Origin of the sequence: Hornefia porci (genome assembly GCF_001940235.1) — a bacterium.
Taxonomy (GTDB): domain Bacteria; phylum Bacillota; class Clostridia; order Peptostreptococcales; family Anaerovoracaceae; genus Aminicella; species Aminicella porci.
The window spans coordinates 2,157,523-2,179,812 of record NZ_MJIE01000001.1 but is presented as its reverse complement, the minus strand read 5'-3'; the positions used below and the strand labels follow the sequence as shown (position 1 = coordinate 2,179,812).

Annotated in this window: 19 protein-coding genes; 4 read left to right on the top strand and 15 right to left on the bottom strand. The window is 55.6% G+C overall.

Going from position 1 to position 22,290, the window contains the following annotated elements; genetic code table 11:
* Positions 1–3: 3 nt before the first annotated feature.
* The 6 genes from BHK98_RS10120 to BHK98_RS10095 form a co-directional block, all read right to left on the bottom strand.
* Positions 4–1,095, bottom strand: coding sequence for a putative NPN-dependent ornithine cyclodeaminase (locus BHK98_RS10120; RefSeq protein ID WP_075713940.1), 1,092 nt, complete (start codon positions 1,093–1,095; stop codon positions 4–6).
* Positions 1,096–2,373 (bottom strand): serine--tRNA ligase, encoded by a 1,278-nt coding sequence (serS, locus tag BHK98_RS10115; RefSeq protein ID WP_075713938.1) that lies wholly within the window; start codon positions 2,371–2,373, stop codon positions 1,096–1,098.
* Positions 2,374–2,388: 15 nt separating this feature from the next.
* Entirely contained in the window at positions 2,389–4,308 is a 1,920-nt protein-coding gene (locus BHK98_RS10110; protein ID WP_075713936.1) for a type I glutamate--ammonia ligase, read from the bottom strand.
* A 93-nt stretch (positions 4,309–4,401) separates the two neighbouring features.
* Positions 4,402–7,257, bottom strand: a complete 2,856-nt coding sequence (locus BHK98_RS10105) for a UPF0182 family membrane protein (protein WP_245796873.1) — start codon at positions 7,255–7,257, stop codon at positions 4,402–4,404.
* Positions 7,258–7,314: 57 nt separating this feature from the next.
* Positions 7,315–9,498: a zinc-ribbon domain-containing protein gene (locus BHK98_RS10100; RefSeq protein ID WP_158024495.1), complete on the bottom strand. Its 2,184-nt coding sequence runs from the start codon at positions 9,496–9,498 to the stop codon at positions 7,315–7,317.
* 33 nt (positions 9,499–9,531) lie between these two features.
* The gene (locus BHK98_RS10095; RefSeq protein ID WP_075713930.1) at positions 9,532–11,223 is read right to left on the bottom strand and encodes a hypothetical protein; all 1,692 of its coding nucleotides are present in this window, start codon (positions 11,221–11,223) and stop codon (positions 9,532–9,534) included.
* Positions 11,224–11,483: 260 nt separating this feature from the next.
* Between BHK98_RS10095 and BHK98_RS10090 the strand changes: the two genes are divergently transcribed.
* The gene (locus BHK98_RS10090) at positions 11,484–12,164 is read left to right on the top strand and encodes an ATP-binding protein (RefSeq protein WP_075713928.1); all 681 of its coding nucleotides are present in this window, start codon (positions 11,484–11,486) and stop codon (positions 12,162–12,164) included.
* Between the two features lie 86 nt (positions 12,165–12,250).
* Here BHK98_RS10090 and BHK98_RS10085 read toward each other — a convergent pair whose 3' ends face one another.
* From BHK98_RS10085 to BHK98_RS10065, 5 genes are all read right to left on the bottom strand, one after another.
* Entirely contained in the window at positions 12,251–12,757 is a 507-nt protein-coding gene (locus BHK98_RS10085) for an albumin-binding GA domain-containing protein (RefSeq protein ID WP_075713926.1), read from the bottom strand.
* Positions 12,758–12,856: 99 nt separating this feature from the next.
* The gene (locus BHK98_RS10080; RefSeq protein WP_158024494.1) at positions 12,857–13,882 is read right to left on the bottom strand and encodes a polysaccharide deacetylase family protein; all 1,026 of its coding nucleotides are present in this window, start codon (positions 13,880–13,882) and stop codon (positions 12,857–12,859) included.
* 202 nt (positions 13,883–14,084) lie between these two features.
* Positions 14,085–15,272 (bottom strand): acetyl-CoA C-acetyltransferase, encoded by a 1,188-nt coding sequence (locus tag BHK98_RS10075; RefSeq protein ID WP_075713922.1) that lies wholly within the window; start codon positions 15,270–15,272, stop codon positions 14,085–14,087.
* Between the two features lie 196 nt (positions 15,273–15,468).
* Positions 15,469–16,296 (bottom strand): 5'/3'-nucleotidase SurE, encoded by an 828-nt coding sequence (gene surE, locus BHK98_RS10070; protein ID WP_075713920.1) that lies wholly within the window; start codon positions 16,294–16,296, stop codon positions 15,469–15,471.
* Positions 16,293–17,015, bottom strand: a complete 723-nt coding sequence (locus BHK98_RS10065) for an NAD-dependent protein deacylase (protein WP_075713918.1) — start codon at positions 17,013–17,015, stop codon at positions 16,293–16,295. Before BHK98_RS10065 ends, surE begins: the two co-directional genes overlap by 4 nt.
* 66 nt (positions 17,016–17,081) lie before the next feature.
* Here BHK98_RS10065 and BHK98_RS10060 point away from each other — a divergent pair, with 66 nt between their 5' ends.
* Positions 17,082–18,236 (top strand): patatin-like phospholipase family protein, encoded by a 1,155-nt coding sequence (locus tag BHK98_RS10060; protein ID WP_075713916.1) that lies wholly within the window; start codon positions 17,082–17,084, stop codon positions 18,234–18,236.
* Positions 18,237–18,282: 46 nt separating this feature from the next.
* Here the strand turns inward: BHK98_RS10060 and BHK98_RS10055 are convergent, their stop codons facing one another.
* Positions 18,283–19,173, bottom strand: a complete 891-nt coding sequence (locus BHK98_RS10055) for a LysR family transcriptional regulator (protein WP_075713914.1) — start codon at positions 19,171–19,173, stop codon at positions 18,283–18,285.
* Between the two features lie 193 nt (positions 19,174–19,366).
* On the opposite strand from BHK98_RS10055, the gene BHK98_RS10050 reads away from it, so the two are divergent.
* Positions 19,367–20,113 (top strand): AzlC family ABC transporter permease, encoded by a 747-nt coding sequence (locus tag BHK98_RS10050; RefSeq protein ID WP_075713912.1) that lies wholly within the window; start codon positions 19,367–19,369, stop codon positions 20,111–20,113.
* Positions 20,103–20,411 (top strand): AzlD domain-containing protein, encoded by a 309-nt coding sequence (locus BHK98_RS10045; RefSeq protein ID WP_075713910.1) that lies wholly within the window; start codon positions 20,103–20,105, stop codon positions 20,409–20,411. Before BHK98_RS10050 ends, BHK98_RS10045 begins: the two co-directional genes overlap by 11 nt.
* 151 nt (positions 20,412–20,562) lie before the next feature.
* Here the strand turns inward: BHK98_RS10045 and BHK98_RS10040 are convergent, their stop codons facing one another.
* Genes BHK98_RS10040 through thrH form a run of 3 tightly spaced genes read right to left on the bottom strand, consistent with a single transcriptional unit; the run spans position 20,563 to position 21,951 of the window.
* A complete protein-coding gene (locus BHK98_RS10040) occupies positions 20,563–21,162 on the bottom strand; it encodes a flavin reductase family protein (RefSeq protein ID WP_075713908.1) in 600 nt (199 codons plus the stop codon).
* A 19-nt stretch (positions 21,163–21,181) separates the two neighbouring features.
* On the bottom strand, positions 21,182–21,352 hold the full coding sequence (locus tag BHK98_RS13570) for a hypothetical protein (RefSeq protein ID WP_158024493.1): 171 nt from the start codon (positions 21,350–21,352) through the stop codon (positions 21,182–21,184).
* Positions 21,352–21,951 (bottom strand): bifunctional phosphoserine phosphatase/homoserine phosphotransferase ThrH, encoded by a 600-nt coding sequence (gene thrH / locus BHK98_RS10035; protein WP_075713906.1) that lies wholly within the window; start codon positions 21,949–21,951, stop codon positions 21,352–21,354. Before thrH ends, BHK98_RS13570 begins: the two co-directional genes overlap by 1 nt.
* Positions 21,952–22,290 lie beyond the last annotated feature (339 nt).

The window sequence follows — 22,290 nt, the reverse complement described above, 5'->3', positions numbered from 1 at the left end:
GCTTTACAGCTCCAGAAGGCGGATCACGTTATGCATGAAATCCTGAACGTTGGTCACGATCCCCTTGGCGGCCAGGCTGCCCCGGTCCCCCAGCTTGTTCACGGCGAATTCCGACGTGTCGATCGTATAGAAGTACACGGGCCGGATTGTACCGTCCGCAAGCACCCGATAGGTCGGCGTCATATTGCCCACCGCTATGGTGTGGAGCACCGTGGCCATCCCGATAACCGTGGTGGCCTTCCGGACGTGGGAACGGATCGCGTCCTGCCCCACGTAGGTATGCTCATAAACCTCCGGAAGCGGCCCGTCGTCACGGATGGAGCCGTTGAGCACAAAGGGAACTCCACTGCTGACGCAGGCACGGATAATTCCGGAATCGATGTGCTCCTCCTGTATGAAGCGTTCAATGGATCCGCAGGTGTTGATTCTGTTGATGGTGTCCAGATGGTTGTAATGTCCGTTCTCATGAGGAACCTGCGTCCGGATGTCCTGTCCCAGCGCCGTCCCCAGATACGCGCCCTCCAGGTCGTGAGTCGCCAGAGCATTTCCCGCCATCAGCGCCTGCACGTAGCCGTTTTCCACAAGCTTCGCAAAGGATTCGCGCGCGACTGAATCGAAGGAGCAGGCCGGGCCCATGACCCAGACCACGTATCCGTTGTGTTCCTTCTCATATCGCAGCAGCTCACAGAGCCGTTCATAATCATAGGAAAAGGCTGTTTCCCTGCTCCGGGTCTGCCGGAAGGCGAAGCTGCCGGCGCTGGCTCTCACCGCCCAGTCGAAGCAGTTGACATGGACATATATTCCTTCCTCGCAGTTTTCCGTGCGTCCGGTGACCACCATGTCGCCCTGCCGCAGATTACGGAACTCCCGCACATGAATTCTGCCCTTTTCAAAGACCGGAACACAGTCCATCCGGCTCTCCTCCGCCAGGTACCATTTCCCCTCGATTTTAAAGTATTCCGGAAAGATGGACATCGCATGGAAGTTCCGGGGCGCCGCCTTGTCCACCGGCGCCGCCTCCAGACGGGCGTTGGGCGCGGAGACAAAGCGTTCCTCACTGAAATCCGGTTCAATATAATCCGGTAATGTAAACATTTATTTTTCGATCCTTTCCGCGCCGCCCATATATTTTCTCAGCACCTCCGGAATCACGACGCTTCCGTCCTCCTGCTGAAAGTTTTCCAGAATCGCCGCTGTGGTTCTGCCCACCGCCAGTCCTGAGCCGTTCAGTGTATGAACAAACTCCGGCTTGCCGCCTTCCTTTCTCCGGAAGCGGATATTGGCTCTTCTGGCCTGGAAATCCAGGAAATTGGAGCAGGAGGAAATTTCCACATATCTGCCGTAGCTCGGCATCCACACCTCGATGTCATAGGTCATCGCCGACGAGAAGCCCAGGTCGCCGGAACTCAGCTTCACCACATGATACGGGAGTCCCAGCTGCTTCAGGACCTCTTCCGCATCTGCGGTCAGCGACTCCAGCTCGTCCCAGGAATCCTCAGGCTTCGACAGCTTGACCAGCTCGACCTTGTTGAACTGGTGCTGACGGATGATACCCCGGGTATCTCTCCCGGCGGAGCCTGCCTCTGCCCGGAAGCAGGGGGTATATGCGGTATAATGCACCGGCAGCTCGTCTTCGTCCAGAATCTCATTGCTCCTCAGGTTGGTAACCGGAACCTCAGCGGTGGGAATCAGGAAGAAATCCTTCTGAGGGACGTAGAACATGTCCTCCTCGAATTTCGGCAGCTGTCCTGTGCCTGTCATGGCCGCCCGGTTGACCATGAAGGGCGGCAGGATCTCCGTGTAGTCCTGGTCGAGGGTATGGAGATCCAGCATGAAGCACGCGATCGCTCTCTCCAGTCTGGCGCCCAGTCCTTTGTACACCGTGAAACGCGCTCCCGCAATCTTGGCCGCGCGCTCGAAGTCCAGGATATCCAGATCCTCGCCGATATCCCAGTGAGCCTTAGGTTCGAAAGTGAAGGATGTGGGCTCACCCCATCTGCGCATCTCCACGTTGTCCGCGTCATCCTTGCCGAAGGGCACGCCCTCCGCCGGCGTATTCGGCACGCCCAGCAGCGTATTGCGCAGCTCATCCTCAATCTGCGACAGTTCTCCGTTCATTTCCTTGATTCTGCCGGAAAGCTCCTTCATCTCCGCCATGATCGACGTGGTATCCTCTCCCGCCTTCTTCAGCTTCGGTATCTCCCGGGACACCGTGTTCTGCCGGTGTTTCATGGTCTCGACCTCCGCGAGAAGCTTCCGCCGCTCCTCGTCCAGTCTCTTCACCTCAGCGATCCCGAAATCTCCCTTTCCGCGAAATTCCACGCGTTCCTTTACGCCTTCATAATCTTCTCTGATTTTTTTAATGTCCAGCATCGTTTTCTCCCCCGGTTATAACAGATTCTTTTTATATCTTGTGTAAAGCGCCGTGAGTTCCTCTACTCTGCGCTTGATTTCCAGCTGCAGAGCGGAGGCCCGGTCATACTGCCTGGCGTCCAGCGCTTCCTTCGCCTGCGTCAGCAGGGATTTGTCCGTAATCGTATCCTTGGCGATCTCGTGGCGGATCTTGTCGATTTCCAGCCAGTTCTTAATATCATAGTCTGAGAAGTCCTCGTCTGTGTGCCGCTTTCTGCAGGACCGGATAAAGCCCATGGTGTTTGGAATCAGGCGGTCGTGCAGTTCCAACTTCCACTGAGACAGGGTCTGCTCCCGATAAGACTCGAACAGGATGTTCGGAAGCACATTGCCCCGGTTGAACACCTCAATCTTCTCCGGATACCGGTCGAAGGCCTCCAGATTCTCCCAGACGGTGGCCGGAGCCCTGCCGAAGAGTTTTTCCCGTTCCTCCTCGGTATAATATTCGAACACATCCTCTTCGCTGCGGTACTCTCTGTCCTTCTCCAGATAGAAGTCCTCCTCGCCGTATTTTTTCGACAAAGACGCTTCCAGTTCCTTCGGCGTCTTCTCCGCCTCCAGCACCGCCTTCACGCCGTCCATAACGGCCATGTAGGAGGTGGCCAGCACCAGATAGGTGTTGCTCTTGGGGTTCGGCGCGCGAAGCTCGAACCTGGTCGCCATCGGATTGTGAACATCCCGGATCAGCCCCACCAGAACGGTCCGGTTCCGGGACGGCTTGTCGACCGCTTTCCCGAGGGACGTGACAATGCAGACCGGCGCTTCATATCCCGGCTTCAGGCGGTTCAGGGAATCGTTGGACGAGCTGATGAAGGGATTGATGACCTCATAGTTTTTCAGGATTCCCATCAGAGCGCCGAAGCCGACGGGACTCATGAAGTCCTCTTTCATGCTCCGGGGCGCGAACAGACTGATCAGCTTTCCGTCTTTACGTCTCGCCGCCAGTCCGATATGCGTGTGTTCTCCGCTTCCGGCAACGCCCTCAAAGGGCTTCGCCATAAAGGTAACGTCCAGACCGTGCCGGGTGAAGATATCCCGAACCACATATTTCACCTGGTTCTCGTTGTCCGCCGCCTGAATGGCGTCGGTATACTTCCAGTCGATTTCCAGCTGCTCCATGACGTGATTATATTGTCCGCCGTTATTCATTCTGGCCTTCACGCCGCCCACTTCTTTGTGCCCCATCTCAACGCCGAACCCGTATTTGTCCAGGATCAGCAGCGTCTCCTCCAGCGCAGTGCGAACCTCTCCGTAGGTGCGCTTCCAGTACTGCTCCTTCAGGGTCTGGGCGATGAAGAGCTGTTCCCGGTCGCCTTTGTCGTCCGGGGTTCTGACCCAGAATTCGAGCTCGGTGGCGCTGGTGACAACAAAGTCATCAATGTCGTCCACGCTGTCCGCTCCCTCGATGTAGCGGAACACATAGGGATGCTCGCGAAGCTCACGGCGGAGTTCCTCCTTCATATAGCGCAGCGCATTGCGCAGGATGGAACGGGAGCCGCATTCAAACGTCTCGTTATGCACCAGGAAGGACGGAATCCGGAGCGTCCCCACCGGAAGTCCGTACTTGGCGCAGACGTTGCGGTAGTTGTAGTCTACGTACCAGTTTACGGTTTTGTCCGGGATGATGTCCACCTTGGCATTGCCCAGGTCGGCGATCATCGGCAGCGCGACACTGGAGCCGTCTGTCTGCACGCCGTGCTCCAGCAGCTTCTCCATGTCCTCGAGAAAGGCTCTGACCGGGATTTTCTCGTCGGTGTCATGGCCTCCCATATCGATTCCCACAAAGGATACAAACTCCACCTCGGGGTGCTCCTCCAGGATTCTTCTGACCTCGCGGCAGTCATGATTTTCCGGCGGGATCGTAAACAGCATCTTATCAATGTCAAAATCCAGCATGTTCTACCTCTGTTTTATCTCTGTGAATCAAAAAGTCTTTGGGACATCCAAACTGAATGTCCCAAAGCTCAACTTATCTATTTTTCGTCTTCCTCAGGACAGCTTCTCCAGGTAATCGGACAGCTGATCCATGTACTTGCCGTAGGCGCTCCAGTCGCCGTCCTTCAACGCATCCTGAGCGTTGTCGTAGGCCTCCTGCGCCTTCTTGATGTAGTCGTTCCTGGTGAGCCTGCTTCCGTCTGACGAAGAATCCTTCTTGACGTTATCCGACTTGTCCGCACCTCCGCTGGAGCCGAAGAGTTCCGACAGGGCGTCGCCCAGCGTGGCTTCATAGGAGATCTTGTCACCGTATACGACGATGACTCTCTTCACCTCCGGAATTGAGGAATCGGACGCTTCCAGATAGACAGGCTCGACATAGAGCAGCGAATCCTTGATCGGAATGACGAACAGATTTCCGCGGCTGTACTTGGAACCGGCGGAGCTCCACAGGGAGAAGTCCTGTGAGATCTTCGTATTCTGGTCGATCATCGCCTCGACCTGTCTCGGCCCGTATATCGTCTTGCTCTTCGGAAACTGGTACAGCACCAGTTTTCCGTAGTTGTCGCCGTCGTTCCGGGCGATCATCAGCGCCGTCATGTTCTGTTTCCCTTTCGGCGTAAACGGAATGGAGCTGATGAACTCTGCATCCTTCTCTCCGGGGAGATTGAGGATGTAATAGTTCGGCGTCATCTGCTGAACCTTTGTTCCGTAAATCTCCTTGGCGATATCCCACTGGTCCTCGTTCTGGTAGAACACCTTCACATTGCTCATGTGATATCTGGAATAGATGTCCGACTGCACCTGGAACAGCGCGTTCGGATACCGGATGTGCGACTGCAGCTCGGCCGGCATCTGATCAAAGTCCTTGAACAGCGCCGGATAGATCTTCTTATACGTCTTCGCAATCGGATCCGACTTGTCGACGATGTAGTAATTCACATCGCCGTTGTATGCATCCACCACAACCTTGATGGAGTTGCGGATGTAGTTCGTCGTTCCCGTGGTGCCGCTGTACGGCTCTGAATACGGGTAATAGGAGCTGGTCGTATAGGCGTCCACAATCCAGTAGATCCGGCCGTTCGCAGTCACCGCATAGGGATCGTCCTCATAACTGAGATACGGCATGATCTTCTGAACCCGCTCCTCCACGTTCCTGTAGATGATGATTCTGGAATTGCTGTTCAGGTTCGTGGAAACCAGCAGCTTCAGACTGTTTTCGCGAATGGCGAACATCAGCCGTGCAAAGGGATTCAGCTTGATTCCCGCGGAGCCCGTGTACTTGGTGTACTTGTTCTCACTGCCGTCCGGATAATCGAATTCATCCTCGCTGGTGTCCACCAGAGAATAATCGTTTGTCAGTTCACCGAAGTAAATTCTGGGCTGCTTGATATCGATTTCATTGATGGAGGACTCCGGCGGAATATTCTTCACCAGCACGTCCGGCTGTCCGCTGGCGGTCACGGTATTGACCTTGGACAGGGTGAGACCGTATCCGTGTGTGTACTTGATGTGCCGGTTCAGCCAGGTGTCGCTGATCTTGCTCTCGTCGATTTCACGGGTTGACAGATATGTCTGAGTCAGCGCACCGTTAATCTGATAGCGATCCACGTCCACGTCATTGAACGTATAGTACTGACGGATACTCTGCGTCTGGTTGTAGAACGTCTTGACCGGCGTGTAATCGTTGATTCTGATGTTGGAAATCGTCGCCTTGTTGTCGCTGATATCCGCGCTGGTCAGGTTCTCATCCGCCGCGAAGTTCTTTGTCGTCACATCGTCAAGATCATAGGCGTACTGTGTATATTCAATATTTCTGGACAGGTATTTGCTTTCTTTGTTAAGCTCATCCGGCGAAACCACCAGATTCTGGACGATCAGCGCCAAAACCACGCCCAGCACTCCGACGCCGATCATGATAACCGGCACCGTGAAGATCTTCTTAATCTGTTTTCTGCGGATGCATACGGCAGTTACAACCGCCCCGATCAGGGACAGCACAATCAGTGCGCGGTACATCCACAGGGTGATGTTCACGTCGGTGAATCCCGCACCGTAGACAGCTCCTGTATGCGCATGCAGCAGGTCAAACTGTTTCAGGAAGAAGTCCAGCGCCAGCATCAGGAAGAAGATCACGCCGAGTGCGGTCAGCTGATGAGACGCAATGGTCAGGAACTGTTTGAAATTATTGTCATCAAACCGTCTTCTCGGTCTGCGCGGTCTGGAATTGTTGATGTTGTCAAAGACTCTTCCAAACGGCGTATCCCCTCCGAAGGGATTGGAATTTCCGCTGTACCGGTCCTCATCCTGCGTGAAGTCCGCGGTGTCGTCCTCTTTCAGGATATCCGGCGAATGCATCGTGATGAGAATCGCATAGTACAGAATCGTCATCACGATAATCAGCAGAATCGCCGCGATCAGGAACTCGTTCATTTCCTTGAGGAAATCCAGCTTGAAGATATAAAAGGAAATCTCCATCCCGAACAGCGGGTCCTTCTTGCCGAAATTCGTGCTGTTGGCGAACTCCAGAACCTTGAACCACATTTTGTTGGCGGCGTAAAACGCCATAAACGCGGCGAACAGAATCGCCACCAGGTTGGTGTAGCGGCCCAGCCGCTTCATGTCCGTGTGTTCATGGGAGTCAATGTGAGCGAAATAGCCCTTCCGCAGGCGGCGTAGATAGTAATCCAGCAGCACCGCGAGCACCACGAAGACCGGAATTCCGATCTTCAGTTGGGTGAACAGCTCCGTGAAAAACACGCTGACATATTTCATCTCAATGAACCACATCCAGTCCGTGATGAAATTGACCAGAAGAAGCAGCAGCGCAATGATGATAACGATAAGCAGTATGATTACGCTAAGCCGGCGGCGCGGCTTTTCCCTTGTTTCTACTTTGGCACCTTTCAATATATCTTCCTCCATACTTCAGTTTGTCAGCATCCGCTGATCTGTCCGGATGCCGGTCTATCCGAATAACGATGACAGTCTGCCGTATACGGCGTTGAACAGATCCTGCAGTGCGACGGACGCTGCGCTGTCCGGCGCAAAGGTCTTGATGCAGATCACGATGATTTCCAGCACGATCAGCACGCACAGAATAATCGCCAGGATTTTCAGGCCGGTATGTTTCTTCGGTTTCTTTTTATTATCTTCTTTCTCAGCCTGGATCTCGTCCTTGAACACATCCTGGAAGGTAATCCTGCTGTCCGCCTGTTCTCTTCCGTTCGCCTCGTCCTCGCGGATCATCTGTTCGATGCTCTGGGAGTTGGGATCACTTTCTGCGGCAGGTGCTCCCGAAAAGCTCTGCGGCGAAGTTTCCTCCGGAGAATTTGTCCGCGGATCGACGGCTTCCTGCTTCGGCGTCTGCTGTACCGGCGGAACAAAGCCTGCATTTCCGGTAATCGGTTCTGCCGTGGAATGAGCCTTCATTTCCGACGGATCTGCGACAACGCCCTTAGGCGGATGCGCCAGCGCGACTCCCAGGTACTGAACCTTCTGCTGTGTCGGCTGCGGCATCTCCTGCCGCGGCATATCCGACGGCTGCTGATACTGCCTCGATACCTCCTGCTGCGCCATGTCCAGCGGCTGCTGATACTGCTGCAGTGTCTCCTGCCGCGGCGGTTCATAATACCCTGCGGCAGGTTCGGTCGGTAAATCCTCGATTACATTAAGAGGTTCTCCTGATCCCGAGTTTCTCATGAACGCGGGAATCTGGAATTCATCGTCCTCGCTCTGCTGTTCCTGCCCGGTCGCCGCACCGCTTCCCGCGGGTGCGTCATAGTTGAAAGTGGCCGGAGCTTCGGCTTCATATGCGGGTTCTGCCGCGCTTTCCCGAACGGGCTCCGTCTGTGTCCCGAAAAGCGGGTCAGCAGGCGCTTCATATGCCGGCTCCGCCGGCGTAGGCATCCCGAAGGCGGTTCCCTCAGGTTCAGCCGCAGGCTCTGCGGCCGGTGCAGCAGCCGTTTCTGCCGGAGTCCTGTCAAAGAACTCGTCCACCTTCTCCTCATTCGGTATCGAGAACAGCGAGTCAGACGGGATGTCATCCATCACAGAGTCTGCCGGCTCCGTCCAGGGTTCTTCCTCCTGTCTGGTCTGTGCCTTCAGCAGCTCGGCCAGGGACAGATTTCCCGCATCCAGACTGTTGATATATTCCGGAATATCCGATTCGATTTCCTTCTCAAAGCCCTCGCCGGAGGGAACATCGTCGCGCAGCGTGATGGGCTCCGCTTCCGGTTCTTCCTTCGGGAATTCGGAGGACTCCTCCTCTGTGGACGCCTCAGACTCCTCAGGCTGTCCGCTTCCGCCGAACCACGCCGGCGTCTCGCCGGTACCTCCGAAGGATTCTTCCGTGCTCTCCGTCTCCGAAGGCTCCGGAGAGCCTGCCGGCTCTGCCTTTGCCGCCTCCGCATCAGATACCGCCGCGGCTTTCACGTCCGCTTCCGGCTTCTCCCTCTCTGCCTCGTGATCTCTGGCGGCGTCTGCCTCGATCTGGGCTTTCAGACGGTTGTATTCCTTGTCCAGAAGTTCCTGGAATTCCTCGTTTTTCTTGTTGTACGTATAGAATTTGTCGATTCTGGTCGTCTTGCTCAGATCATCCAGATCCTCAACCTCGTCAAGTCTCGTTGTATCGGAGATATTTCCTTCCCGGTCCTTTGTTCCGAAAATCATCTCCTCAAGCTCCTGCTCATGCGCTTCCTCTGCTGTTTTCTCTCCGCCGGAGGACTGCTCCCGCTCATCTTTTCCGGAATTCTCTGATTTGATTTTATCCTTCAGTAATTCCTGATCGCTGTCAGTCTCTGCTGCCCGGGATTTTTCGCGTTCATCTACGACAGACTCCCAGTTGAAATCGATGTCCTCGGTCCTTTTGGTGTCTTCGGTGGGATAACCGTCAAGATTCCAGTTGAATTCCTCGAACTGAAAGTGATGCCGGGGCTTTGTGTCTTCCTCCGAAGCAGCCTCTTCGACCTGCTGCGGTTTCTCTACCGGGCCCTCTCGCTTTTCCGCTGTCCGATTGAGACCGGATACGAGGGTGTCGAGAGTACTCGGCTTTTCCTTCGCATCTGGAACTTCCACCGCGACCCTTGCGCCGCAATTTGGACAGAACCTGTCTCCATCGTTCAACAGATGTCCGCAATTCTTACAAATCATATCTGCCTCCTGCATAACAATAATTCTCTAAATCTATTTAATCTGCTCGTTTAATTGCTCAACAGAATAAACTCTTCCCTGTCTGTCAGTTCCGCTTTCCCTGTCCACATAATGATTTGCTGTGTCCCGGGCGGTCCGATGTGTCATATCCGGCGCTCTTTCCGCCGACGGTGTCCGAACCGCATTCTGCGACCGCTGTCCCATCAGATCCTTCCGTGCGTTATCCATCTGCGGAACCGCATCTCTCGCCTGCTGCGCCATTTCCTGCATACGCTGTGTAGCCTGCTGCAGCTGCTCGGCCAGCGAAGACGGTCTCTGACTGTCCTGAGGCTGTACCTGCTGCCCGCCGTACTGTGACGTCTGTGACTGCGGCTGCCCGCCGTACTGCGGTGCCTGAGACTGCACCGGCTGCCCATCGTACCGGGGCGCCCGGAACTGCATCTGCTGTTCGCCGTATTGCGGCGTCTGCGGCTGCTGCCGATCGCTGTATTGCGAAGTCTGTGGCTGCGGCTGTCTCTGTGAACCGCTGTACTGCTGCTGTCCGTACTGAGGCGACTGCTGCTGCATCGCCTGTCCACCGTACTGCGGAGCCTGCGGCTGCGGCTGTCTCTGCGAATCGCCGTACTGCTGCTGTCCGTACTGAGGCGACTTCTGCTGCATCGTCTGTCCGCCGTACTGCGGGGTCTGCGGCTGCGGCTGTCTCTGCGAATCGCTGTACTGCTGCTGTCCGTACTGAGCCGGCTGCTGCTGCATCGTCTGTCCGTCGTACTGCGGAGCCTGCGGCTGCGGCTGTCTCTGTGAACCGCTGTACTGCCGCTGTCCGTACTGAGGCGACTGCTGCTGCACCGCCTGTCCGCCGTACTGCGGAGCCTGCGGCTGCGGCCGTCTCTGTGAATCGCCGTACTGCTGCTGTCCGTACTGCTGTTCCTGCTGCATTGTCTGTCCGTCATATTGCGGAGTCTGCGGCTGCGGCTGTCTCTGCGAATCAGCGTATTGCTGTGCACTCTGCTGCGGTTCCGTTTCCTCTGTCCACCGCTCCTCCGGACGATGTTCAATTACGATCGTATCATCCTTCCGGCTTCCAAATCCGAAGGAGTTCAGCAGTCCGCCGCTCTGTGCGGCATGCGCGCCGCGGCGGGGTTCCATCTGACGGTCCAGAGGGCTCTGACCGGAGCCGGAGCGTCCCTCTGTGCCATGTCTGCCTGCAGACATACCAAAATCCACGTCCGGGTTTCTTCCTGCCGGCGCCGCCGGAGTGTACCCTTCCATGGTCTGCCTTTCCATATTCCCTGATTCCGTCCCCGAATCAGAACGTTCAAACTGAGACCAGAAATCATCTGTATCCGCTTCCCTGCGGGGCTGTTCCGGTTCCCTCGCCGTATCCGGTTTCCGCTTCGTGCGTTTTTCCGGCTTCGGACGCCTCGCCTGTTCCGCGTATTCCGGCTGCAGTTCCCGTCCCTTCGACGGTTCATCCGCAGGAGCCCGGGAATAGCTCACCCAGTCGCCCGTGTCAGAAGTCTCTTCCACGGTGTCCCGGGGAGAAACAACCTCAATCACGGCGGACCGGTCGCCTTCCACGGTGTTCATTCTATTCTGAAGTTCCGAGATCGAGTCATTAAGATCTCCGAGTATCTGATCATTCCGCGCCTCTGATTTCTTCATATTAAACATGAAGGCAATCACCAGAATCACAAGAATCACGACACCCAGTAATATCAGTAACATCAATGCTGTGCTTGAATCTAGCATGTATTGTCCCTTCCTTCTGACTATATTTCACATTATTATACAATAAATCTCATGATATGGCAAATCCAAACCCTCTAAAGATGCAAAAAATCGGGAGACCCCGACGTTTCAGAGCATTTTTTCGCAGGCTCTTCTCACCGAAAAAAGCTGAAAAAATTTTTTTTGTAACATTTGCAACACTGTTTCGCCTCTTCTTTTGTTATAGTAGAGTTATCAAAGTGAAAGGAAGCAGGAGCATGAAACGAACGATTATCCATATTGATGAGAACAAATGTAACGGGTGCGGGATCTGTGCCGCGGCGTGTCATGAAGGAGCCATCGGCATCGTGGACGGAAAGGCGAAGCTTCTTCGGGACGATTACTGCGACGGTCTGGGAGATTGTCTTCCCGCCTGCCCTGAAGGCGCGATCACCTTTGTGAAACGAGAGGCGGCTGCCTATGACGCGGAAGCGGTCGCAATAAACAAAAAGAACTCCTCAGAGGCAGGTTCTCCGGGCACCGGCGCTGCTCCGGCTTCCGGTTCCGGCGCGCCGATCAGGCTCTCCAACTGGCCGGTGCAGATTCGTCTGGCTCCGTCCCGGGCTCCGTACTTCGACGGGGCAGATCTACTCATCGCCGCAGACTGCACCGCCTATGCGTATTCCGGGTTCCACACGCGTTTTCTTCGGAACCGCGTCACCTTAATCGGCTGCCCGAAGCTGGACGGCACAGACTACTCCTGGAAACTGGGCGAAATACTGCGCTCTAATGACATCCGGAGCGTGACGGTCCTCCGCATGGAGGTTCCGTGCTGCGGCGGACTGGAAGTCGCGGTGAACAAGGCACTTCAGGACAGCGGTAAATCCGTCCCCCTCCGCGTAACCACGATTTCCATTGACGGCGAAATACTGGCAGAAAAAGACGTACCGGCAGTATAGTCGCGGGCCTGCGGAGTGCGTTTCCGTCCGAAGCCGTCTGAAAATAAACGCCGGGGATCCGAAAATCCGCGGCGTTTTTCATTCTCTCAGTTCTTTTTCAGCGCACGGCCTGCCAGCGACAGGAATTCGTCTCTGAGCTCCCGGACATTTTCCCTGGTCGCGGCGTCCCTGATTTTGTCCACATATTTTCCTGCGGCGTTTTTCACCTTCTCGCCTCCGGGATACGCATATTTGTCCATCGCGTATCCGTATACGTCGCCCAGAGCCTCCAGTTTTTCGTCCGCCAGTTTCCTCGCCGACGTCCCGATCTCCGCGACAGCTTCATCAAACGCTTTCTTGGCCGCCATCGCACCTTCTTTTGTTCTCGCCTTATCAATTCTGCGGATGTATTTGCGGACCAGCTTGCGGATCCGTCCCTGATCCGACTTCTCAAAGGCGTTCAGATTCGTCGCCTCGACGGTCCTCTTCAACCGGTACTTGACCCGGTCCAGCGCGCGTGTCCGGTACGCCGCCGCAACCGCTACAGCCTCCAGCGCAATCGCGCCCGCAAGCAGCGCGCTGCCGCTGATTTCAGTTCTGTTGTTTTCTTCCATGACTCTCGCCTCCTAACCGAATACCGTACTTTGTTCTCCTGTCATTTTATCACAGTTTTATTCTTTTGACTGTCATATTGTTTAAAATCACAGTCATTTTTATATCATTTTTTTGAATGTCTCCAGGGAAATATTTCCGTTCACTCTGACCCGGCTCAGCAGATACGGATCGTCGCCGGGATGGATTTTTCCGTAAGCGGTTGTGAACGCAACTCTGAAGCCCGCCTCCTTCACCGATTTTCTGCACCCGTCGTTATAATCTCCGAAGGGATAGGCGAACGCGTTCCGGTTGCCCAGGATCTCCTGAGACCTCTTCAGATCCGCCACCCTCTCCTGATCGCTCAGCGCGGTCATGACGCCTCCGTGACCAATTTTCCCGCCCGGCCGGTGCATGTTGTAGGAATGAGATTCCAGATCGATGTGCCGGTAGTTTTTCTTCACCATAGCCGCGCCGTTTTTGGAGCATATCACAAAGGATGTCGCCCGCACGCTGTAGCGTTCCAGCAGAGGAGCCGCATGATGAATAAAGCCCTTCGTCCCGTCGTCAAAGGTCAGCACCACACTCTTCGCCGGCAGGTCGATTTTTCCGTCAAGATACTCCCGCACCTCGCTCCAGGCAGGAAAGTAGTACCCCGACGCCACGAGATACTTCAGTTCGCCCTCCAATGTTGCGGTTGAAATCATATTCGCGTTCAGGTCTGCCGGTGGACGCTTCGGATCATATACATCATGATACATCAGCACCGCAAGCCCCCGTTTCCGTCCGGCCTTTGTCTGAGCAGGCCACGTCACTGTGACCTGCCGGACAGCCGAAACCTCGCGTCCCGCGCTGTCCGTCACAGTGTAACGGACGGTATAGTTCCCGACACGCGTCATATCCGGTATCTGTGTCTTCACCCTGTCGGTGATATCCCTGCCGTCACCTGCTCTGGCGGTATATCCCGGCTCCCTGTAACGGTCGCCGTACCGCAGACGGACAGCGCCGGCATCCGCGTTTCCCGGCGCGAGGGTAATCACAGGCTCTCTCTGACTGTCCTGCCAGAACCTGTATCCCCCCAGCGTTCCGACCGCAATCGTCAGAGCAAACAGCAACACAATAATCAACGTCAGCTTTTTTCCGGTCATATTCTTCTCCTCACCTTTTGCTCCCTGCCTCATTTTACCACAGTTTCCGGTGAATGTCGATGAACGGCCGCATAAAAAAGCCCCGCGTCAGCAGGGCTGTGTCCTGCCCGGCAGCGCGGGCAGGGATTTTAAGTTCTTTGTGACAACAAAGGCTTACGGATACAACTGCGCGGACTCCGCCGCGCGATCAGTATGATCCGGGTCAGCACTTCTCAACAACGACTGCGGTTCCCATACCGCCGCCGATGCAGAGCGTCGCCAGTCCTTTGTTCGCATCGTCTCTTCTCAGCATCTCATAGATCAGAGTGATCAGAATTCTGCAGCCGGAAGCTCCGATCGGGTGGCCGAGCGCGATTGCGCCGCCGTTTACATTCAGCTTCTCAGGATCGAAGCCCAGCTCCTTGCCTACCGCAACGGACTGCGCCGCAAACGCCTCGTTTGCCTCGTACAGATCCATATCTGCGATGGACAGGCCGGCCTTCTCCAGAGCCTTCTTGGAAGCCGGAACCGGTCCGACACCCATGATCTTCGGGTCGACGCCTGCGGAAGCATAGCTTACGATCTTGACCAGCGGCTTCAGTCCCAGTTCCTTGGCCTTGTCCGCAGACATAACGACGACTGCGGCGCCGGAATCGTTGATTCCGGAAGCGTTGGCCGCTGTAACGATTCCGCCGTCCTTCTTGAACGCCGGCTTCAGCTTGGCCATCTTCTCAATCGTGGAACCGAACTTAGGATGCTCGTCTGTGTCGAAGACGATCGGATCGCCCTTTCTCTGGGGAACTTCAACCGGAACGATCTCGTCCTTGAACTTGCCGCCCTTAATCGCGGCCTCAGCCTTCTGCTGAGATTTCAGAGCGAACTCGTCCAGCTCTTCTCTGGTCAGACCCCACTGCTCCGCAACGTTCTCGGCGGTCATTCCCATGTGATAGTTGTTGAACGCGTCCCACAGACCGTCGTTGACCATCATGTCGACCATCTTTCCGTCGAACATTCTGGCTCCCCATCTTGCCTTCGGAAGCGCGTAAGCAGTCGCGGACATGTTCTCGGCTCCGCCGGCAACGATGATATCAGCGTCGCCCGCCTTGATGATCTGCGCAGCCAGCTCAACCGCTCTCAGTCCGGAGCCGCAGACCTTATTAATCGTCATCGCAGGTACTTCCTTGGGAACTCCCGCATCCAATGACATCTGTCTCGCTACATTCTGACCGAGGCCGCCCTGGAGCACGTCGCCCATGATGACTTCCTCCACCTGATCCGCCTTGATGCCTGCTCTCTTAATTGCTTCTTTAATTACAACGGCACCAAGAGTTCTTGCGGGAACGTCCTTCAGAGTTCCGCCAAAGGTTCCGATCGCTGTTCTCGCAGCGCCTACGATTACTACATCTTTCATATTAAGTGTACCTCCTTGTTATTTAAAAAGCCATTTGGCAATTCAACCGATATTTTGTTAAATCTTTGTCACTTTCATTCTACAACAGTGCTGAACAAAAAGCAACCATATTCTCCTCGATGTCCGCTCCCGTTTCTGCAGCGGTTCTCTCCGCGTTTTTTCCGCTCCTTCCGCCGGCTTTTCCGCGGGTTTCGCGTTATTCCGCAGCGGCTCCGGCTGACGCTTCCGAAGGGCTTTCCGGGGTTCTTCCGGAAGACGCTTCCGCTCTGCGCCGGATTCCGAAGCCCGCCTCCGCGAGGGGCGTCATCAGGTCCAGCCGGGTATTGTCCACCGCAAGAGGGGTGATAGAGGCATAGCCCTCGGCCAGTGCAGTCACATCCAGCAGTTTTCTGTCATCCGCCGCGGCGTCCGGGGCACCCTCCATTCTGTACCCTCCGCCTTCAGAGGGCACAAAGATATCGCGGTAATATCTTCCGCCCAGCCGGGTGAAGCGGATTCCTCTTATCTTTTCCCTGGGCTGGTCCGGAACATTGATGTTCAGAACCGTCGCCGGGCTTGTCTTTGTACGCACAAAGGACATCACATCCAGCGCCAGCTCGCAGGCTACGTCAAAATGGCTGGCCTCGTGACTGTCCACAGACACAGCCACGGAATGAACTCCTGTCAGGGCGCCCTCCATCGCCGCCCCCACAGTACCGGAGTAAAGAGTATCCATGCCGAGGTTGCTGCCGAAGTTGATTCCGGAGTAGACCATATCCATCGCCACGCCCTGTTCGCCGAAGAACTGAAGGCCGATTTTGGTGCAGTCCGCCGGAGTCCCGACAACCTCATAGGCGGCCTCCGCGCAGGGGAATTCCACGGGCCGGACAAATATCTCTTCACTGATGGTGATGGCCTGGCTGGCTCCGCTCCGCTGCCCCGCAGGCGCGGCGACATATACGTCCGCCCGCTCCGACAGCGCCCTCACCAGATGCGCGATTCCCGGAGAGCGGATTCCGTCGTCATTTACCACAAGGATATTCACAGCTTCATCACCTTTCCGATCGCGTCATGAATGACGAGATCCGCTTTATCATCGTACGGAGTACTGTCTTTGTTGATCAGGACGAGAGTACTGCCGCGGAAATAGTGAATCAGCCCGGCCGCCGGGTAAACCACCAGAGAGGTTCCGCCGATAATCAGCGTATCCGCCGCTGCAATTGCGTTCACCGCGCCGTTGATCACGTCCTCGTTCAGCGCCTCCTCGTACAGCACGACATCCGGTTTGACCGTGCCGCCGCAGCTGCACTTCGGCACGCCGCCGTCGCAGTTGCTCTCATCCAGAACGTAATCCAGAGGATAGGGTTTCCCGCATTTCTCGCAGTAATTGCGCTGCACACTGCCATGAAGCTCGTAGACGTTCCGGCTCCCCGCCTTCTGGTGCAGCCCGTCGATATTCTGCGTCACGACAGCCTTCACCTTGCCGTCCGCCTCCAGCTTCGCCAGCGCCCTGTGTGCATCGTTAGGCTCTGCCGATGTGTGGATCAGATTTTCCTTATAATACCTGAAAAAAAGTTCCGGATTCTGCCGGTAAAATGTATGCGACAGCATTGTCTCCGGTGAATGTCCGTAGACCTCCCGGGCGTGATAAAGTCCGGTTTCCGAACGAAAATCCGGAATTCCGCTTTCCGTGGAAACTCCCGCGCCGCCGAAAAACACGATATTGCTGCTCGCGTCAATAATCTTTTTTAGTCTTTCATCCATTGTCTGTCCTCCCTTCATCGGGTATACTTGTATTACCAGTATAGCACGGATGGAGGAGAAACATCAATGAAAAAGGATAAAACGGCGCTTGTTCTCGGCGGAGGCGGTTCCCGGGGCGCCTATGAAGCCGGGGTATGGCAGGCTCTGACGGAGCTGGATATGCATTTCGATATGGTCGTCGGCGTTTCCGTGGGTGCGCTGAACGCGGCGATGATCGCCCAGGGAGATGCGGACAGCATGTATGAGCTGTGGAAAAGCCTGGGGACGGAGATGATCTTCGACGTGGATCCGCATGCGACAACAAAAGACTTCGCGAAGGAGTTTGTGAAGCAGGGCGGCGCGGGAATCTCCGGACTGCAAAAGCTTCTCCGGGAATTTCTTGACGAGGAGGCAGTGCGTCGTTCGCCCATCGAAATGGGACTTCTGACGACTGAAATTCCGTCCATGAAGGGCTGTCCCTTCTGGATCGGTGATATTCCGAAGGGCCGTCTGGCAGACTACATCATCGCATCCGCTTCCGCCTTTCCTGCCGTTCAGTATCATGAAATCGACGGGCGCAAATATATCGACGGCGGATACACCAACAATCTGCCGGTTCCCATGGCACAGGAACACGGCGCCGCCTCCTGCGTCGCCGTCTACATGAACGCGCCCGGACGGTATTTTCCGAAACAGGCGGAAGGAGTACCGGGCGTCCGTCTGATCCGGAGCAAATGGGATCTGGGAGATTTCCTGGTCTTCGACCCCAAAAACTCCCGGCGCACGGTACGGCTGGGGTATCAGCACGCCATGAAGGAATTCGGCGTGTACGACGGAGAGTTCTTCACATTTATCAAAGGCTCCTTCGACAAAAAAACGCTTCGCAACGCAGACGCCTGCGCCCAGATTTTCGCCCTGGACCCTCTGGTGCTGTACGGCCGGGAGCATTTTCTGGACCGCCTGGCGGACGCTGTCGCTGCAGCGCGGGCAGATGTGGATATCGCAGTGCGGACGGATCATATTTTGTCCCTGAATACCCTGCGAAACCTCGATCCCGCCGGTGCCAGAGACATTCTCCGGGATGTGGCGGACGCCGCAAACCGCAGGACATTGACGCTGACCATCGCCGATTACCTGAAGTCCCATCCGGGCGACAGTCTGCTCCGGCACCGTCATATCGCCCGGCTCCTGCACAGGGAACTGGCCGGCGCGAAGTTCCTGATTCAGGCGGGGCTTGCGTGATCTGCGGCACACGGACCAGCCGCGGCGCCCGAACTACGGCCGCCGGTTAACCGTTATATTCTTCGATGTGACGGATAATGTAATCCGCAAAGCGACGCGACGCCAGCGGCATGGTATTCCAGTCCCGCCAGACCAGCGCAACCGTGCGGCTCAGCGGCTCGTCGATCTCCCGGATTTCCACATTTTTCTCGAAGCCCTGGATGACCTTCCGAAACAGGATGGACACTCCGAAGCCCTGCCGGATCATCGCCAGAATCGTATAATCATCATATACATCGTACTCGATGCGGGGTTTAAGTCCGTACCGGGCAAATCCTGTCTCCACCGTATTATAATCCTCGCCCTCATTCAGCAGTATAAAGGGCTCCTCTGCCAGCTCCGTCAAAGAGACACTCTTCCGGGCGGCCAGAGGATGCCCCGCGGGCAGCACCGCCACCATTCCGTCTTCATAGAGCACATGAGTTCTGACATCTGTATAGCTGGCGTCGCCGGTACTCATAAATCCGAAATCCGCCTCGCCGTTCACAATATCTCTGCGGATGGATGTATAGTCCCCCTGCTTCAGCTGAAAATCCACTCCGGGATATTTCTGTCTGAATTTCTTCATCATCGGCGGCAGAATGTTTCGGCTGACGCTTGTAAATGTCAGAATACGGATCATGCTGTTTTCCAGACCCTGCATTTCTCTCCGCTTCCGCTCCAGCGCGTCCTCGGCTCCGCAAATCGCCTGCAGATACGGGAAATACTGAACGCCGTCCGGCGTCAGACGAATCCCCTCTCTGCGCCGCTCAATCAGCTGTGTCCCCAGTTCCTTCTCAAGGCTCCTTATTATCTGACTGACCGCACTCTGAGAATATCCGATTTCCTCCGCAACTCCGGTAAAACTGCCCTTCTCCATCACGCGGCAGAAAATACGGCTTTTCGACAGTGCATTCATCGTCTTTCCTCCTTGCTCACGGGCGTCTCTGCCCAGACATCGCACCCGCAGCGTCTGATACCATACCCGGCGTCCCGCGCAGCGGCGCGTTCACATAAGTTATACTTATTTAAATATAATATAAATGAATTTTACTTATGTCAATGCCGGTGTTATAGTTGTAGTCAGAATTACTGTTAAGGAGCTGATCTGAATGGAATCCAACCGGGCTGTTTTCCTGCAGGGCATGCGTCACGGAATTCCCATCGCACTGGGATACTTCGCCGTTTCCTTTTCTCTCGGCATCACTGCCAGAGACTGCGGTTTCAACGCATTCCAGGGTTTTCTGGCGAGCTACACGACCTACGCCTCCGCAGGACAATACATCGGGTTTACTTTGTACGCGGCAAACGCCACGCTGTTTCAGCTGGTGGTCATGACTCTGATTACCAATCTGCGCTATCTTCTGATGGGATTCGCACTGAACCAGCGGCTCCCGGAAAGCACCCCGCCGATGAAGCGGCTGATTACCGGGCTTTGCATCACCGATGAGATCTTCGGCATCACCATCGCCCGTCCGGGCAGCGTCAATCCCTTCTATATGCTGGGAGCGTGGACCGTCGCGGCACCTATGTGGTCGGCGGGAACCGCGCTCGGAATCGTCATGGGGAACCTTCTCCCTATGCGGCTCGTCAGCGCTCTGAGCGTTGCGCTCTACGGAATGTTCCTGTCCGTCATCATCCCGCCCGCGCGCAGGGACAAAATCGTCTGCGCCTTTGTTGCCGTCAGCTTTGCGAGCAGTTACGCCGCATCGCAGCTTCCGGTGGTGAAGGATCTGTCCGCCGGAAACAGGACAATCATTCTGACCGTGGTAATCTCTGCCGCCGCGGCCATCGCTTTCCCACTGAAAAAAAAACAGAGTGCGCCTGTAAATAAGGAGGAAACCGGAAATGCCGCATAACATTTACATTTACATCGCCGTCATGGCTCTGGCAACGGCAGCCTGCCGGGTTCTTCCGGTCACGCTGATCCGCCGCCCCATAGAAAATCAGTTTTTCCAGTCCTTCTTATACTATGTGCCTTATGTGACTCTGGCAGTCATGACATTTCCGGCCATCCTCACCACAACCCAGTCGCCCCTTTCCGGTGCGGCAGCCATGGCTGTCGGCGTTCTCGCCGCCTGGTTCGGCGCAAGCCTGTTTATGGTCGCCGGGATGAGCTGCCTGACCGTATTCATTCTGGAGCTGATTGTGATTTAATTCCGGTACAAAAAAAGATGCGGAGCGCTTTGTCCGCATCATGCCGATTCTGTTTCATTCTGTCTCGACTCCCCGGCATCCGCCTGCTGTCAGTTCGGGCTCCCGCTGCGGCTGAGAGCCTGCTGATATTCGAATCCGGCCTGTCCGGGAGCTATCTGCGTTTTCGTGAAGCTCTCTGTTCCCTCCGGATGCGGCGCCGGGTTTTCGGTTTCATTACCGAGTATCCGAACCTTCCAAGCGGCCGATGCTTCAGCCCGAAGTATTCGCCGTGGCTGTACGCAATGAGACCGGCCTCATCCAGACAAAACCGTCCGGTCTCGTCGAATAAGGTTTTGTCCCCGTGAACGCAGACAATCTCTGCGACAAACATATCATGGCTGGGATACTCAATTACATCGCGCACCACGCACTCCAGATTCACCGGCGATTCCGTCACAAGCGGCGCAGAGATCCGATCCGACGGAACCGGCGTAAAACCGCACTCTGCAAATTTGTCCACATCTCTCCCGGAGCGAACGCCGCAGAAATCCACCTTTTCCGCAATCGACTCCGTCGCCAGATTAATGACGAACTCGCCGCTTCTGCGGATCAGCTCATGAGAATAACGGGATTTCCGCACCGAAATATAGGTCATCGGCGGCTCGGAATTGACGATGCCGGTCCAGGCAATTGTAATCAGATTCTGTTTTCCGTCTGACGCGCAGGAAACCAGTACCGCCGGCACGGGACTCAGCATGGTCCCGGGCTTCATTGTCACCTTCTCGACCGTCTTATCTGTCTGCGTATCTCGTGAGCTCCGGCGAGCCGGAGACTTCTTCGAGGACTGCGAATTCCGCGGGTTCCGTGAGTTTCGTGAATTCCCCGACACCCGCGAGTTCCGTGAGTTCCGTGAGTTCCGCGAGGACTGCGATTTCTGCATCACCTGTAACCTCCGCAATCACTAGAGCGCCGCCTTGATGGCCGCCAGAAGATCGTCGAACTCTTCATATGCCGGGATCTCCGGATACTCCGCCTTGATAGCGTCTGTACTGCGGAACAGGAATCCGGCCTTGCTCGCCTGAATCATCGCCAGATCGTTATGGCTGTCTCCGCTCGCAATGGTTTCGTAACCGATAGACTGCAGCGCCTTCACGGTACTGAGCTTGGAGTTCTCCACTCTCATATGGAAATCTGTAATTTCACCGTCCGGCGCAACCTCCAGCGTATTGCACATGATGGTCGGCCAGTTCAGCTTTTCCATCAGCGGTTTGGCGAACTGCTCGAAGGTATCGCTGAGAATAATCACCTGCGTGGTCCGGCGCAGCTCATCCAGAAATTCCCGCGCCCCGGGCAGTGGATCGATTTTCCCGATGGTTTCCTGAATTTCTTTCAGCCCCAGCCCGTGCTCCTTCAGGATGTCCAGGCGAAAACGCATCAGTTTGTTATAATCCGGTTCGTCCCGCGTGGTTCTTTTCAGCTCCGGAATTCCGGTCTCCTCCGCAAACGCAATCCAGATTTCCGGAACCAGCACTCCCTCCATGTCCAAGCAAACAATATTCATAAGTCTCCCCTTTCTATTGATGATTCATCAACGGATTTTCTTTTCAGATTCAATATTATACTCCTGCCGGAGCACAATGGCAACTGTTGAAATGACGGAATTACGCGAGGTTGAAATGACGGAATTACGCGAGCTCTCGGTCCTCAGCCTCCGGTTCCCTGCCGGTTCGTTGACATTATGCGCTTTGCCGCTATAATAGGACTATGGAAAACACCGTATTTACCGCCATCCGTGCGGAGCTGCCGCCCGCCGTATTATCCCCTTACTTCCCGTCGATTCATAGTTCGATGAAACCGGCGCGCCTTGAAGTCTCAGGGTCTGAGAATTCCGGCGGACCCG

Coding starts and splice junctions, on each gene's coding strand:
- BHK98_RS10120 (WP_075713940.1), bottom strand. CDS start 1,095: ATGTTTACATTACCGGATTATATTGAACCGGATTTCAGTGAGGAACGC.
- serS (WP_075713938.1), bottom strand. CDS start 2,373: ATGCTGGACATTAAAAAAATCAGAGAAGATTATGAAGGCGTAAAGGAA.
- BHK98_RS10110 (WP_075713936.1), bottom strand. CDS start 4,308: ATGCTGGATTTTGACATTGATAAGATGCTGTTTACGATCCCGCCGGAA.
- BHK98_RS10100 (WP_158024495.1), bottom strand. CDS start 9,498: ATGATTTGTAAGAATTGCGGACATCTGTTGAACGATGGAGACAGGTTC.
- BHK98_RS10095 (WP_075713930.1), bottom strand. CDS start 11,223: ATGTTACTGATATTACTGGGTGTCGTGATTCTTGTGATTCTGGTGATT.
- BHK98_RS10090 (WP_075713928.1), top strand. CDS start 11,484: ATGAAACGAACGATTATCCATATTGATGAGAACAAATGTAACGGGTGC.
- BHK98_RS10085 (WP_075713926.1), bottom strand. CDS start 12,757: ATGGAAGAAAACAACAGAACTGAAATCAGCGGCAGCGCGCTGCTTGCG.
- BHK98_RS10080 (WP_158024494.1), bottom strand. CDS start 13,882: ATGACCGGAAAAAAGCTGACGTTGATTATTGTGTTGCTGTTTGCTCTG.
- BHK98_RS10075 (WP_075713922.1), bottom strand. CDS start 15,272: ATGAAAGATGTAGTAATCGTAGGCGCTGCGAGAACAGCGATCGGAACC.
- BHK98_RS10065 (WP_075713918.1), bottom strand. CDS start 17,015: ATGGATGAAAGACTAAAAAAGATTATTGACGCGAGCAGCAATATCGTG.
- BHK98_RS10060 (WP_075713916.1), top strand. CDS start 17,082: ATGAAAAAGGATAAAACGGCGCTTGTTCTCGGCGGAGGCGGTTCCCGG.
- BHK98_RS10055 (WP_075713914.1), bottom strand. CDS start 19,173: ATGAATGCACTGTCGAAAAGCCGTATTTTCTGCCGCGTGATGGAGAAG.
- BHK98_RS10050 (WP_075713912.1), top strand. CDS start 19,367: ATGGAATCCAACCGGGCTGTTTTCCTGCAGGGCATGCGTCACGGAATT.
- BHK98_RS10045 (WP_075713910.1), top strand. CDS start 20,103: ATGCCGCATAACATTTACATTTACATCGCCGTCATGGCTCTGGCAACG.
- BHK98_RS10040 (WP_075713908.1), bottom strand. CDS start 21,162: ATGAAGCCCGGGACCATGCTGAGTCCCGTGCCGGCGGTACTGGTTTCC.
- thrH (WP_075713906.1), bottom strand. CDS start 21,951: ATGAATATTGTTTGCTTGGACATGGAGGGAGTGCTGGTTCCGGAAATC.